The organism is Micromonospora sp. S4605 (genome assembly GCF_003176715.1).
In the GTDB taxonomy this organism is placed as follows: Bacteria; Actinomycetota; Actinomycetes; order Mycobacteriales; family Micromonosporaceae; genus Micromonospora; species Micromonospora echinaurantiaca.
On record NZ_QGSW01000317.1, the window covers coordinates 1 to 12,789 of the forward strand.

Genomic DNA, 12,789 nt, shown 5'->3' on the forward strand with positions numbered 1-12,789 from the left:
AAGGCGATCAACGACGCCCTCGCCGACGAACTCATCGTCGGCGCCAACCCCGCCGCCCTGGTCAAGGTCCCCGCCGACCGGCCCCTACCGATCGTGTGGGAGGACGAACGCGTGCAACGGTGGAAGTTCACCGGGGAGGTCCCCGGACCGGTGATGGTGTGGACCGACGCCCAGGTCGTGCAGTTCCTCGACTATGCCGCCGAACACGCCCCCGACCTGCACCCGATGTGGCACTACATGGCCTACCGCGGGCCCCGTCGCGGCGAGGCCTGCGGCTTGCGCGACAGCGAGGTCCGCCTACACCGCCGCGAAACCACTATCAACAACCAAATCGCCACCCACGGCTACACCGCCGTCCAGAAACCACCCAAAAGCAGGGCCGGAAACCGCGACGTCGCCCTCGACGCCGACACGACGAAGGTCCTAACCGCCTACAAGGCCCGCCGCGCCGCCTGGCAACTCGCTGCTGGCGACGCATGGCCCGACAGCGGCTTGTTCTTCGTTCGCCCCGACGGTCAGCCGTGGCACCCCAACGCGGTCACGCAGCGCTTTCGCAAGCTGATCCGCAAGGCCGGGCTGCCCCCGATCCGGCTACACGACCTGCGCCACAGCGCCGCCACAATCGCCCTGGACGCCGGCGTCGACATCAAGGTCGTATCCGAGCAACTCGGCCACACCACGACCACTCTTACCCGCGACACCTACCAAAGCGTGACCAAGGAACTGCACCGCAACGCCGCCGACGCGGTCGCGGAAAAAATCAAACAAAAGCGACGCGGTCCCCGCCTCGCGGGATGAGGAAAAGCGGCAGCGGGCAGCGCCACGTACTACCCCTCCGGGCGGCCCTTCCCTCACTCCCGGACGCTACGCACCGCCGCGTTCTGCGGAACGTAGGGTGCCGGTAGACCCGGATTCCGGCCGTGCCGGTGGCCGTACTCGGGCGTCGTCTCGTACGGGCAGGCTGCCACACGACGGTTTCTCCGCCGCCGGGTACTGTCTGCCCGTCGCCCGGTTCGCCGTGCGGTGCGGCGGTGACGTCCTGTGCAGGCCGCTTGACGCTAGGCATCAATCTGTCGTTCATACACGGCGCGGTGCTTCCCCGGCCCCTTGAAGTCGTAAACCACGGATACGCCCGCCTCCATGGTGTCGCCGGGAATGTTGCTGAAGCCCAAGGCGAGCCACGCACCGTGCGCGGCGTGGTTGTCGGGTTCCGAGGTGAGGAACAGGCGCCGGCATCCCCAGAGGGCGCCTTGGCGATGAACCTCTTCCACGAGCGCCCGCGTGACCCCTTGACGGCGGTGGCTGGGGTGCGTCATCACGTCTTGCAGGTAGATCTGTGATGGGTCGACCTGGCTTCGGAAGGCGATCACGCTGCCGGCGACCTGCCCGTCGATGATGGCGAGTGGGCAGGTGTTGGCGAACAGCGTGGCGTACAGCCAGTAGTCCGATGAGCCCCGCAATCTGATGTATGGCTCTCCCAGTGCCAGCAGTTTCTCGAGGTCGGGGATCCGGTCGACTGTGAGCGGGGTGATGATCATGAGCGGTTTCCTTCGGTGAGCTCGATCGATGCGGCGAGGTCCCGCGCGGCGGCCGCGGGGTCTAGGGAGTCGGTGACTCCGCGACCGACAACGAGGATGTCCCATGAGCGTCGTCGGCTGGCTTCGATGTCGGTGGGTTCGAAGCCACCGGAGACCGCGACTGGCAGCTTGGTCCACGACCTGATCAGTTGCGCCTGGTCGAGGGGGTGGAAGCCGGCTACGCCCAGGTCAATGTTCGTGGTGATGGCGAAGCCGTCGACGCCCGCGCGTTCCATGTCCTGGACCCAGCCTTGGATCAGCCGGCCCTCGGGTACGTCGATGATGATGGGGACGGCGAGCCGTTTGCTCGCTTCGACGGCTGCGGACACGCTGGCGATGCTCGCGGGTCCGATGAGCAGCACGACGTCGGCTCCGGCCTCGGCCGCGAGGACCACCTGGTCGCGTCCCCAGTCTGCGGACATCATCTCGGCGACGATCCACGCACCAGGGGTTCGCTGCTTGATGGCGCTGATGGCTCGGATGCCGACGCTTTTGATGAGCGGGTCGCCGATCTCGATGAACTGCACGCCAGCGGTGGCGGCGGCCTGCGCGACGGCGATGGCGTAGTCGACGTCGCGGACATCGAGCGCGACTTGGAGTGCGCGTCCGTCTCGGAGACGGCGGAAGGCTTCCTTGCTGATGCCTGCCGCTGTGCTCGTGGCTGTGCCGTGCCGGTCGAGCAGGTTCGCTTCAGTGCAAACGAGCCAGTCGGCCGAGGCGACACCCTGGCTGAGCAAGGCGGATTGGACGTTAGTGGGCAGCCGCAGGGCACCGGTGCGGATTTCTCGAAGCAGGCCGAACAGGGCACTGCGAGATGAGTCGTCGTCTTGGATCGGTTGTCTGCCGGACTTGAGTAGGAGCCGCTGCGCGGCAACTCGGATGTTTCGGGGACCGTTTCGCCATGCTGCCTGGCCCCTGACGACCAGTTCGGCGGCCGAGTCGTCTCCAGCTCGGGCGGCAAGCCCTTGGAGGAGACGCTCGCGGACGTGCCAGTTCCGGTCGTCGAGGAGAGTGTCGAGGAGGTGTTCCACGCCGGGTGCGGTCGAGCGGCCGACGGCTTCGGCGACGGCGGCGCGGACCTTGTAGTCGCGGTCCGTGACCAACGACTCCATGATCGAGATCATGGTGTCGTGTGGGATCGCGTGGCCCGCTCGGATGCCCTCGGCGAGGGCGGCGCGGGTTCGCCAGTCGGGGTGGGCCAGCAGTGCCTTCAACTCTTGGGAACTGCCGTCGTCGGTGGCGAGGAAGACGTAGAAGTGTCTGGCGAGGAACACGGCGTCTTCTACGGTGTCGAGTTGCGCGAGACGAACGAAGTCGTGGACGGCCGAGATGGGCAGCTGCGTCTCAACGCACGCCACGATGTCGGACCAGACGGCCGGGCCGAAGCGGCGTAGCACCCGCAGCATCCATCGGGGGTACTCCACGTCCAGCGCCGTGGCGGCTGCGTTGGTGTGTAAGAGGGCTCTGGCGAGGGGCAGGCCGTTGTCGTTCAGGCACCGGGAGGCGCACACGCGCAGGACCTCGGCCGTGGCGAAGGCGGGGCTTTCGCCGGTGAGGTCGAGCATCAATGGCAGCGTTTCGGCGATGCTGACCGATGGTGACTGGGCGACGGCGGCCAGCAGCTCTGGTGTTGTCGCATCCAAGCCCTGCAAGAGGAATTCCAGGACGCCTCGCAGGTCGGCTGACGTGCTTGTGCGAGCGGCCAGGTCGTTGAGCAGCTCGATGGTGACGGTCGAGCGTCCGTGGGCCTCGATGAGCTGGGCGAGCCACCGCGCGAAGAGATACTCACGAATGACGTCGTGATGGAACGTCAAGCTCCCGAACGGGTCGGACCGCACGAGTCTTGCGACGGAGGACGCGGTGAGGTCACCGGCATTTCCCGCCGGGTCGGCTTGGATCGCAGGAAGTAGGTGGTGCGGCCATGCCGCAGCGAGTTGCCTTCGCGCGAGTGCCGTCAGCTCCGCCGTCGCGCGTTCGGCGTCCAGGCCCGCGGCCTTTAAGATCGAGGCGACGCAGAATTCCACGAGCCGGTAGGCGTTGGCTTGCCCAAGCGGCTCAGTCGACTTGGCAGCCCGGATGAGGCTCATGTACAGCGGCAGGCGGGCCAAGTTGCGAATCTTGGCGGGCAGGGCGTCGAACGGGGGCTCACTCTCGTGCCGCTGCGCGTTCCACACGTCCCGGGCCGTGCCGGCGTCCCAGCGGTCCAGCCGCAGCGACGGGCCGACATCGTGATCCTGACCGGGCATGACCGCTGCCGACAGGACGGGGTAGGGCGCGAGTTCGACATCCGGCGGTGTGCGCAGAACGAGGAGGAACCTCAGGTTGCCCGAGAGCACCTGCCGCAGCGTGCCGTCGAGCTGCCGGCAGACCTTGTCCACCACGGCGCGGGACTGCGGACTGTCGATGACGACGAGCAGCGGCCGGGACAGGCTCTGGCTCTCACCCTCGAGGGTCAGCAGCGGATCCGCGCCCGCCGGCAGAGAGCCGTAGCGGAGGATCTCCCGCGCCAGGTCGACGTCCTCGGTCCACGAGTCCGCGGTCAGCAGTTGAACATCCACTCCGGGAGCCTGCGACGCCAGATGGCGGGTGAAGCTGGTCTTGCCGCAGCCCGGAGGGCCGGTGACCAGGTAGACGCGGGCGGTCGAGACGAGGAAGTCCGCAACCAGCCGCTGGACGTCGGCCGGAGGCGCGTACACGAGATCGTCGGGCTGCTGGCTACTGAGCGCCGCGAGGATGGCGTCGGTCCGTTCCCTGGAACGGGCGCCGAGATCTGGGTTTGCGGGCGCGGCGCTGCCGCCGGCAGGTGCAGGCATGCCGTTCGGACCTGCGGCCACTGACGCCTTGAGGGCCTGGGCGAACCGCTGCTTGACCTCGATTGGCGACCGTGCCAGATCGACATCGAGCATCTGCTGGGTCTCATAGCGCATGCGGGTCGCGGTACCCCGCTTCTCCCAGTTGGAGACAGCCGCCGGATTGACGCCCAGGTGCTCGGCGAATCCGCGCACGCTCATACGCAGAGCCAGGCGTAGTGCTTTTGCCTCGCGGCCGGTCCACCGCCGTACCGTCTCCACGGGATATCCCCCAGGCCGTGCACTCAGCGTCATTGTCGCAGTCGGCAGCGTAGTAGACGACGACGGGCGCAGACGAGCTGAAACTAGGACAACACTAGAACGTCCACGCGTCGTCAGGGGGCGGTCCGGACCCGCAGGCTGGTCGCACAGACAACCACGGCGATGGATTGGGCGATTCGGAGTTCGCCACACCTCTACCGCTGTGGCCAGCCCTCGCGTTTGCGAGCAGCGGGTGATGGTGGAGGTGCCCCGTGGCCATGGACGTGCGAAGCGACGTCGTGCGCGACAGCGTTCGCGGTGTCGCATCCGGCCGCGTTGGTGAACGGCCGGCGCAGCCCGAACCGCCTGTGTCGGGGGCCTTCACCCTTGAAGGGCTGCTGCGCTGCCGCGGCTGCGGCACATCGCTGCAGCCCGTCCGGATGCTGGGTCAGCGTGCCTACCGCGGGCCCTGTGGTTGCCGGTTGACCGCTGTGGATGCCGAGGACATCGAGAAGCTCGTCCTGGAGGCGGTGGCGACGCCAGCGCCGGGATTGGTGGCGGATGCGGCGCCGGAGGAACTCGGCGGCATTTTCCGCCGCCTGTTCGTCGCCGTGCGGGTCGGGGGCTGCGCTCAGGACCTGTCCATCGTTTGGCGCCTCTAGCAGCCCATCCAGCAGCTCCTGGCTATGCGGGTGCCTGCCGAGCCGCTGCCGCCGTTGGGCCAGCTCCATCGCGGCCGGGAGTACGCCGGCATCGATGACCGACAGGAAGGAACGAAACAACATGTACACGAGGCAGACAGCGCCTCCACCGGAGATCGGCGTGGCGCGGGTGCCGCCGGACTCGTCGCGGTTCGGGTACCGGCCGGAGCTGCGCCGCTCACTCGGCTTCGCCGACCTGCTCTTCTACGGGTTGGTGTTCATGGTGCCGATCGCGCCGATGGGCATCTTCGGATCCGTCTACGCAGGTGCCGGCGGGATGGTCGCGCTGGCGTACGTCATCGGCATGGTGGCGCTGGTGTTCACCGCCGCCTCGTACGCCCAGATGGTCAAGGCGTTCCCGCTGGCCGGCAGCGTCTACAACTACGCGGGGCGAGGGATCGGCGCACCGGTCGGTTTCCTCGCGGGCTGGGCCATCCTGCTGGACTACGTGCTGGTGCCGAGCCTGCTGTACCTGATCGCGGCGGTAGCGATGCACTCCACCGTGCCGGCTGTTCCGGTCTGGGTGTGGCTCGTCGGCTTCGTGCTGCTCAACACGCTGGTCAACTACCGGGGAATCCGGATGACCGCCCTGATCACCCGCGTGATGCTCATCGGCGAGGTCATCGTCCTGGTGATCTTCCTTGCCGCAGCCGGTCGTGCTCTCGCGCAGGGCAAGGGACAGGGCTTCTCCTGGACGCCGCTCTACAACCCTGACACCTTCACCTGGGCGCTGGTGTTCGGCGCGGTGTCGATCGCCGTGCTCAGCTTCCTCGGCTTCGACGGCATCTCGATGCTGGCCGAGGAGAACAAGGGCGGCGCGGGACAGATCGGTCGGGCCATGGCCGCCGCGCTGGGAGTCGCCGGACTGCTGTTCATCGCCCAGACCTGGATGGCCGCGCTGCTGGTGCCCGACCCGGGCGGCCTGCTCGCGAACGGTGACCCAGACGGGACGGCGTTCTATGAGGCCGCGCGGCTAGCCGGTGGACCCTGGCTCGCCACCCTGTGCGCAGTCGCCACCGCCGTCGCCTGGGGAGTGGCGAACTCTCTCGTCGCGCAGGTCGCCACCTCGCGGCTGCTGTACGCCATGGCCCGCGACCGGCAACTGCCGAAGTTCCTGGCCACGGTGTCGGTACGCCACAGCGTGCCCACCCACGCCATCACCCTCACCGCCGTGGTGTCGCTGACCATCGGCCTCTACATGAACTGGCACACCGACGGCATCGCGCTGCTGTCCAGCCTGATCAACTTCGGCGCGATGACCGCATTCCTCGTACTGCACCTCGCCGTCGTCTGGCACTACCTGGTCCGCCGCCGTAGCCGCAACTACTTCGCGCACCTGATCCTTCCGGGCCTCGGGTTCACGATCCTTGCCTACGTCGTGGTCAACGCCAACGTGGCCCCCCAACGCCTCGGCTTCGTCTGGCTCACCCTCGGCCTGCTGACCCTGGCCGGTCTGTACGCCGCCGGCCGCCGTCCCAAGCTGTCCGGCCTCTCGAACGGACGGGGGTCGGTATGACCAGCACGGTCACCTACCAGCCGACCGAGGACGAGCTGCGCTACACCTTTGGTACCCACCCGGCGGTCGCCGAGATCAAGCCCGGCAGCCTACTGCTCACCAGCATCGAGGACTGCTTCGGCGGCGCCGTCCGCACCGTCGATGACCTGCCCTCGAAGGTTTGCCAGGCGTTCAACCCCGTCACCGGCCCCTTCCACGTGGCCGGCGCGGAACCCGGCGACACCCTCGCGCTGCACTTCGCGGCCATCACACCCGCCCGCGACTGGGGGATGTCCGCCACCTTCCCGCACTTCGGGGCACTGACCGGTACCCACACCACGGCGATGCTGCACCCGCCGATCGAGGAAAGGGTGTGGCGCTACACCATCGACACCGCCGCCGACACTGTCACCTACCACGCCCGCCGCTCCGACCACACGATCGTCATGCCCCTGGAGGCGATGCTCGGCACCGTGGGAGTCGCTCCGGCCGGTGGGGAAGCACGCTCCACGATCGTGCCCGACGCGCATGGCGGCAACCTTGACACCCCGGAGATCCGCCCAGGAGCCACCGTCTTCCTCGGCGTCAACGTCCCCGGTGGGCTGTTCGCCATCGGCGACGGCCACGCCCGCCAAGGCCAGGGCGAGGTGTGCGGCGTCGCGGTGGAGACCGCCATGAACGTCACCATCGTCGTCGACCTGATCAAAGGCGTGACCACACCATGGCCGCGCATCGAGACCGACCACCGCATCATCTCGATCGGCGCTGCCCGCCCCCTAGAGGACGCGTACCGGATCAGCCAGCACGACTTGGTCACCTGGACGGCACAACTGACCGGGCTGGAGCTGCTCGACGCCTACCAGCTCGTCTCACAGGCCGGCCGCGCCGCACCCGGCAACGTCTGCGATCCGCTCTACACCATGCACGCCGCCCTAACAAAGGCCGTACTGACGGGCACGAGCCCTTACGGCGGGGTGCACCAGCGGCTGCGCCGCGTCGCCGAGCCGACCCGGTGACCCGCCATGAGCCACGCCGCCTTCGAAACCCCGCCGGTCCGCCTCCCGCTGCGCGTCGAGCTGTTCGTGCTGGCCCACAACGACAGCGGCGCTCCGCTGGCCCACCTGCCGTCCCTGTCGCTCGCGCTGGCCGGGGCTATTCTCACCAACCTGGTCGCGCCGATCGAACGGGTCCGCGTCGTCCGCGACGCTGCCATCGCCGTGCACCGGCAACCCACCGGCGATCCGGTCGCCGACTGGGCGCTGACGTTCCTGGCCCGCCACCACCGTGCGCTGTCCGTTCGTGAGGCGGTGCGGCTGCTCGGCGAGCACGCCTACGACAAGGTCACCGCTGGCCTCATCGCCGGCGGCCTTGTCGAACAAGTCACCAGACGCCGCATGCTCGGCCGGTCCATCGCCTACCCGCAGACAGACCCGGCGGTCATCCACCGCGTCCGTGGGCGGCTGCGTTACGGCGTCCTCGGCTACGACGACCCCGACCCGCAAACCGATGCTCTCGCCGGTCTACTACGGGCCCTACGCCTCGAATCCGAGCTGTACCTCGACGGCTTCGACACCGACCTACGCGACCGGCTCCGCCAGATGCTCACCCGCGCCGGACAACACACACCCGCCACCGAACAGATTATCTGCGCCGTCGAAGACCTCATCGGCGAGACCGCCGTATCGGTATACCGATGAGCAGCCACGACACCGCCAATAAGCATCGGGCAGCCACCAGCACCGAGGGCGATCACGGACGCCCGAGCCAGCACCTGGGGAACGACCATGCGAACTGAGGCGATGAGCTGGGCGCCCGCCGAGCTTGATCTGAGCCGCCCGAACGCCGCGCGAATGTACGACTACTTCCTCGGCGGCAGCCACAACTTCGCCGCCGACCGTCAAGCCGCCGATGCCGTCCTCGCCGTCGCACCCCACGTCGCTGACGCTGCCCGCGCCAACCGAGTGTTCCTGCGCCGCGCCGTGCAGTACGCGCTGCAGCAGGGCATACGCCAGTTCATCGACCTCGGCTCAGGTATACCGACTATCGGCAACGTCCACGACATCGCCCATTCTGTCAACGCCGACGCACGGGTGCTGTACGTCGACGTCGAGCCGATAGCCGTGGCACACGCCAGAGCCATGCTGGGCGGCGATCCGCGGGTCGACGTCATCCAGGCCGACATCTGCTTCCCGGACTTCATCCTTGAGAACCCCACCACCCAGCGGCTGATCGACCTGGCCCACCCGGTGGCCGTCCTGTTCGTCTCGGTCCTGCACTTCATCCCCGGCGACGTCAACGCCATCGTGGAACCCTTCCGTGCCGCAATGAGTCCCGGCAGCATCCTCGTCATCTCCCACGCGACCTCCGTCACGCCCACCAGCCAGACCGAGGAGGTCCAACGGCTGTATCAGCGCACCCCCACCCCACTTCAACTCCGCGACCTCGCCGAGGTCCAGGCACTGTTCGGTGACTTCGCCATGGTCGCGCCCCAACCCGGCGCAGCGCCGCGTCCGCACGGCGCCGCACTCGTCCCGGTATCTCACTGGCGCCCCGACCCCGAGGACCACCTCGCGGCGGACGGCCTGCCGGCGAGCCCCTTCCTCGCCAACTTCCTCGCCGGGGTTGGCATGAAACGAGCAGCTGCAATGACGAAACAGCCAGGGCCAGAACCGGCCGGACAACAAGCATCCCGGCCATCGGGCAGGCGCTGATGTTCATCGGACTCGCCGGGCCAACGGGTGCCGGCAAAACCACCCTCGCACAGCGACTCGCCGAGCGTCTCGGAGCGCGCCTGATGCGCGACCCGTTCGTCGAAAACTCCTTTCTCCCGAAGCTCTACGCCTCTGGGAAGACCCGCCCCGTCGCCCTGGCTCTCCAGGCCGAGTTGACCTTCCTGGCGCTCCGCGTCGGTCAACTTCGCGAGATCCACGACCTGCTCACCCACGGCACACCCGTCGTGGCGGACTGGTCCCTGGCGCAACAGGTCATCTTCGCCCACACCACCCTGCCGCCCGAGGACGCCAGTCGAGTCAGAAGGACCTGCGCCACCTGGAGCGACGCCGCCGCACGACCCGATCTCCTCATCGCCCTGACCGCACCGGCGCCGGTCCTGGCATGCCGGATCGCGCAACGCGGCAGACCTATGGAATCCGCGCTGTCCACCGCCTACCTCGAACACCTCACCCGAGCCTTCGACACACCGCTCGGTGACTACGCCAGCCGAATCATCCGACTCGACACCACCGAATTCGACACCTTCAACGACGAAGACGTCAACGCACTCCTTGCCCACCTACCAGCCCTGGAGAGGCCATGACCAAAACCGACGTCGCACAACCCCGCACTGCCCACGCACCACCCTGCAGCAGGGTCATGATCACCGGTCCAGGCCAGGTGGAGATCGTCAACGAGCACCTGCCCGCACTCGGCCCCGACGACGTCTACGCCGAATCGGTCGTCTCCGGCATCAGCCACGGCACCGAAATGGCCTGGATGGCCGGAGACGCCGCCGCGCTACACCGGTCCTGGGACCCGCAGCGACGCATCTTCCTCAACGGCGCCGGCCGGGACTTCCCGGTAGCGCCAGGCTACGAGACCATCGCGCGGGTCACCGCCGCCGGCGAGGCCGCTGTCGGCAAGGTCAGCATCGGGGAACTCGTCACCCTCGATCGCCCGCACGGCACCGCGCACATCGTTCCCGCGGACGCTGCCCTCGCAAGCCGGTTGCCGGCCGGTGTCGACGCCGAACGCGCCATCTTCTTCATCCTGGCGCGGGTCGCCCTCGGCGGCGTTCACGACGCTGAGGTGCGCCTCGGCGACACCGTCGTCGTGGTCGGGCTCGGCACCGTCGGCCTTCTCGCCGGCCAGCTCGCGCGGCTCGCCGGAGCCGCCAAGGTCATCGGAGTGGACCGTTACCCGCTGCGCCTGGACACAGCCGACTCCCTCGGCATCACACCCGTGCACGCCGCCACCGACGACGACATCGCCGTGCAGGTCCGCAAGCTCTGCGGCCCCCAGGGCGCGGACGTCGCCATCGAAGCCTCCGGCTCCTACCGTGGCCTGCACGAGGCGATCCGCTGCGTCCGAGTAGGCGGCCGGGTCGCGACCGTCGCCTCCTACCACGGCGACCAGGACGGCCTACGACTCGGCGAGGAATACCACCGCAACCGCATCACCCTGATCTCCTCCATGACCGTCAACGGCTGCCCACAGCGCGCCCACCCCGCCTGGGACCTGCCCCGACTCAGCGCCACCGCCCGAGACCTGGTCATCAGCGGGCACGTTCATGTCGACAGCCTGGTGACCCACCGCTTCCCCTTCAGCGAGGCGGCCAAGGCGTACCACCTGATCGCCCAGCGCCCCGAGGAGACCATCAAGGTGGTGCTCACCTATGACAAGTAGCAGCCACGACATCCTCAACCCCGTCGACGACCGGTACACCCCTGCACCCTGTGGCGAACTGGACGAAATCCGGGCCACGCTCGACGACGGCCGCCTCTCCGGCGGCGCCCCCGTCCTCGCCCTCTACGAACACGCGCTCGCCAAACGCTTCTGTGCCCGCCGCGCCATCGCCGTCAACTCAGGAACCTCCGCACTGCACGCCGCGCTCATCGCCCTCGGCGTTCGACCCGGCACCGAGGTCGTCGTCCCGGCCACCGCACCCCTGCCGACCGCCATGCCGATACTCACCTGCGGAGCCACACCCGTCCCCGTCGACACCCTGCCCGAATCCCTCGCCCTCGACCCCGCCGACATCCAGCGCAAGCTCACCGGACGCACCCGCGCCGCCATCACGCTCCCACTCTGGGGCTACCCCAACGACGAACGAGCCAGCACAGACCTCCTCGCCCACGCCGGAGTGCCGGTCATCGAGGACGCGTGCCAAGCCCACGGCACCCGAATCGGCAACCAGTTCGCCGGCACCCACGGCGCAGTCGGCTGCTTCTCCACCCACGACCGCAAACTCTTATCCACCGGCGAGGGCGGCTTCGTCCTCACCAACGACGACGAACTTGGCGAACGCATCGCCTGGTACACCCACCTCGGCCACCTGCGCGGCACCACCCACGGCGTCAACTACAAACTCGCCGGCCCCCTGGCCGCCATCGGCCTCCGCCGTCTCAAACTGCTCGACGGCCAACTCGACCGACGCCGCCGCAACGCTCAACGCATCCTCGCCGCGCTACCACCAGGCGGCCTGCTGCGAGAACTGCCGTACGGCGTCGAGGACAAGCCGAACTACTACAACCTCGTCCTCACCATCAAGGACCGCACCCCGCAGGTCGCCGCCGCGTTCGAAGCCGCCGGACTCCCGCCCGACTCGATCCGGTGGCGCTACCGACCGCTGTACCACCAGCCCATCTTCCAGCCCTACGCCAACCAGTGCCCCAACGCCGAACACCTCGCCACAACCACCGTCCAGCTCCCAGTTCACCCAGGGATGACGGACGCGACCGTAGCGTGGATGGCCGACCGCGTGGCCCAGATCGCCCAGGGAGAAACCCGAGCATGATCCGCCATTTCACCAGCTCAGCCATAGTCTTCAACAACGAAAACCGCGTCCTGCTCGTGCACCACAACAAGATTGACCTGTGGCTGTACCCCGGCGGGCACATCGACCCCAACGAAGACCCCGCCGAGGCGGCACTCCGCGAAGTCCACGAGGAAACCGGGATTATCGCTGACGTCCTCGGCCCACCGCCGTTCCGGCACCCCGCCGTACGCAGCATTCCGAACCCGTTCGCCATCATCGAGATGGACATCGAAGACCGCAAGGTCGGACCACACCGACACATCGACTTCGTCTACGTCTGCCAAGCCACCGGCGGCAACCTCATCGTCCAAGTCGAAGAAATCGGCGGCGCCAAGTGGGTACCCGTCGAGAACGTGGCGGCTCTCCGCACCCCTGCCGAACTCCCCGCTCTCATCACCGAAGCCGCCAGGCTGATTCGTCAACTGGCTTGAGA

Annotated in this window: 12 protein-coding genes; 10 read left to right on the forward strand and 2 right to left on the reverse strand. The window is 68.1% G+C overall.

All coding sequences use genetic code 11. The features are described from left to right. Nucleotides 1-798, forward strand: a 798-nt coding sequence (locus tag DLJ47_RS28140; RefSeq protein WP_146228212.1) for a site-specific integrase, incomplete at its 5' end; no start/stop codon positions are given. Between the two features lie 260 nt (nucleotides 799-1,058). Here DLJ47_RS28140 and DLJ47_RS28145 read toward each other — a convergent pair. Continuing rightward, a complete protein-coding gene (locus DLJ47_RS28145) occupies nucleotides 1,059-1,538 on the reverse strand; it encodes a GNAT family N-acetyltransferase (protein ID WP_109904411.1) in 480 nt (159 codons plus the stop codon). Continuing rightward, nucleotides 1,535-4,648, reverse strand: a complete 3,114-nt coding sequence (locus tag DLJ47_RS28150) for an orotidine 5'-phosphate decarboxylase / HUMPS family protein (RefSeq protein ID WP_233258059.1) — start codon at nucleotides 4,646-4,648, stop codon at nucleotides 1,535-1,537. The genes DLJ47_RS28145 and DLJ47_RS28150 overlap by 4 nt, the downstream gene beginning before the upstream one ends. 257 nt (nucleotides 4,649-4,905) lie before the next feature. On the opposite strand from DLJ47_RS28150, the gene DLJ47_RS28155 reads away from it, so the two are divergent. The 9 genes from DLJ47_RS28155 to DLJ47_RS28195 all read left to right on the forward strand — a co-directional run bounded on the left by DLJ47_RS28155 (nucleotide 4,906) and on the right by DLJ47_RS28195 (nucleotide 12,787). Further along, nucleotides 4,906-5,289: a zinc ribbon domain-containing protein gene (locus tag DLJ47_RS28155; protein ID WP_233258061.1), complete on the forward strand. Its 384-nt coding sequence runs from the start codon at nucleotides 4,906-4,908 to the stop codon at nucleotides 5,287-5,289. 121 nt (nucleotides 5,290-5,410) lie between these two features. Continuing rightward, the gene (locus DLJ47_RS28160; RefSeq protein WP_109904415.1) at nucleotides 5,411-6,844 is read left to right on the forward strand and encodes an APC family permease; all 1,434 of its coding nucleotides are present in this window, start codon (nucleotides 5,411-5,413) and stop codon (nucleotides 6,842-6,844) included. Next, nucleotides 6,841-7,839, forward strand: coding sequence for an acetamidase/formamidase family protein (locus tag DLJ47_RS28165; protein WP_109904417.1), 999 nt, complete (start codon nucleotides 6,841-6,843; stop codon nucleotides 7,837-7,839). Before DLJ47_RS28160 ends, DLJ47_RS28165 begins: the two co-directional genes overlap by 4 nt. Nucleotides 7,840-7,845: 6 nt before the next feature. After that, nucleotides 7,846-8,520 carry a GOLPH3/VPS74 family protein gene (locus DLJ47_RS28170; protein WP_109904419.1) on the forward strand — a complete coding sequence of 225 codons (675 nt, stop codon included), beginning with the start codon at nucleotides 7,846-7,848 and terminating at the stop codon, nucleotides 8,518-8,520. 102 nt (nucleotides 8,521-8,622) lie between these two features. Further along, nucleotides 8,623-9,534 carry an SAM-dependent methyltransferase gene (locus DLJ47_RS28175; protein WP_109904421.1) on the forward strand — a complete coding sequence of 304 codons (912 nt, stop codon included), beginning with the start codon at nucleotides 8,623-8,625 and terminating at the stop codon, nucleotides 9,532-9,534. Continuing rightward, a complete protein-coding gene (locus tag DLJ47_RS28180) occupies nucleotides 9,534-10,139 on the forward strand; it encodes a deoxynucleoside kinase (protein ID WP_109904423.1) in 606 nt (201 codons plus the stop codon). Before DLJ47_RS28175 ends, DLJ47_RS28180 begins: the two co-directional genes overlap by 1 nt. A gap of 56 nt (nucleotides 10,140-10,195) precedes the next feature. Then, nucleotides 10,196-11,224: a zinc-dependent alcohol dehydrogenase gene (locus DLJ47_RS28185; RefSeq protein WP_109904425.1), complete on the forward strand. Its 1,029-nt coding sequence runs from the start codon at nucleotides 10,196-10,198 to the stop codon at nucleotides 11,222-11,224. Next, entirely contained in the window at nucleotides 11,214-12,335 is a 1,122-nt protein-coding gene (locus DLJ47_RS28190; RefSeq protein WP_109904427.1) for a DegT/DnrJ/EryC1/StrS family aminotransferase, read from the forward strand. The genes DLJ47_RS28185 and DLJ47_RS28190 overlap by 11 nt, the downstream gene beginning before the upstream one ends. Continuing rightward, on the forward strand, nucleotides 12,332-12,787 hold the full coding sequence (locus DLJ47_RS28195) for an NUDIX hydrolase (protein WP_109904429.1): 456 nt from the start codon (nucleotides 12,332-12,334) through the stop codon (nucleotides 12,785-12,787). The genes DLJ47_RS28190 and DLJ47_RS28195 overlap by 4 nt, the downstream gene beginning before the upstream one ends. Nucleotides 12,788-12,789 lie beyond the last annotated feature (2 nt).

Bases quoted from the DNA above. Each gene is read 5' to 3' on its own strand.
- DLJ47_RS28155 (WP_233258061.1), top strand. From the start codon at position 4,906: ATGGACGTGCGAAGCGACGTCGTGCGCGACAGCGTTCGCGGTGTCGCA.
- DLJ47_RS28190 (WP_109904427.1), top strand. From the start codon at position 11,214: ATGACAAGTAGCAGCCACGACATCCTCAACCCCGTCGACGACCGGTAC.
- DLJ47_RS28145 (WP_109904411.1), bottom strand. From the start codon at position 1,538: ATGATCATCACCCCGCTCACAGTCGACCGGATCCCCGACCTCGAGAAA.
- DLJ47_RS28195 (WP_109904429.1), top strand. From the start codon at position 12,332: ATGATCCGCCATTTCACCAGCTCAGCCATAGTCTTCAACAACGAAAAC.
- DLJ47_RS28180 (WP_109904423.1), top strand. From the start codon at position 9,534: ATGTTCATCGGACTCGCCGGGCCAACGGGTGCCGGCAAAACCACCCTC.
- DLJ47_RS28170 (WP_109904419.1), top strand. From the start codon at position 7,846: ATGAGCCACGCCGCCTTCGAAACCCCGCCGGTCCGCCTCCCGCTGCGC.
- DLJ47_RS28175 (WP_109904421.1), top strand. From the start codon at position 8,623: ATGAGCTGGGCGCCCGCCGAGCTTGATCTGAGCCGCCCGAACGCCGCG.
- DLJ47_RS28165 (WP_109904417.1), top strand. From the start codon at position 6,841: ATGACCAGCACGGTCACCTACCAGCCGACCGAGGACGAGCTGCGCTAC.
- DLJ47_RS28185 (WP_109904425.1), top strand. From the start codon at position 10,196: ATGATCACCGGTCCAGGCCAGGTGGAGATCGTCAACGAGCACCTGCCC.
- DLJ47_RS28160 (WP_109904415.1), top strand. From the start codon at position 5,411: ATGTACACGAGGCAGACAGCGCCTCCACCGGAGATCGGCGTGGCGCGG.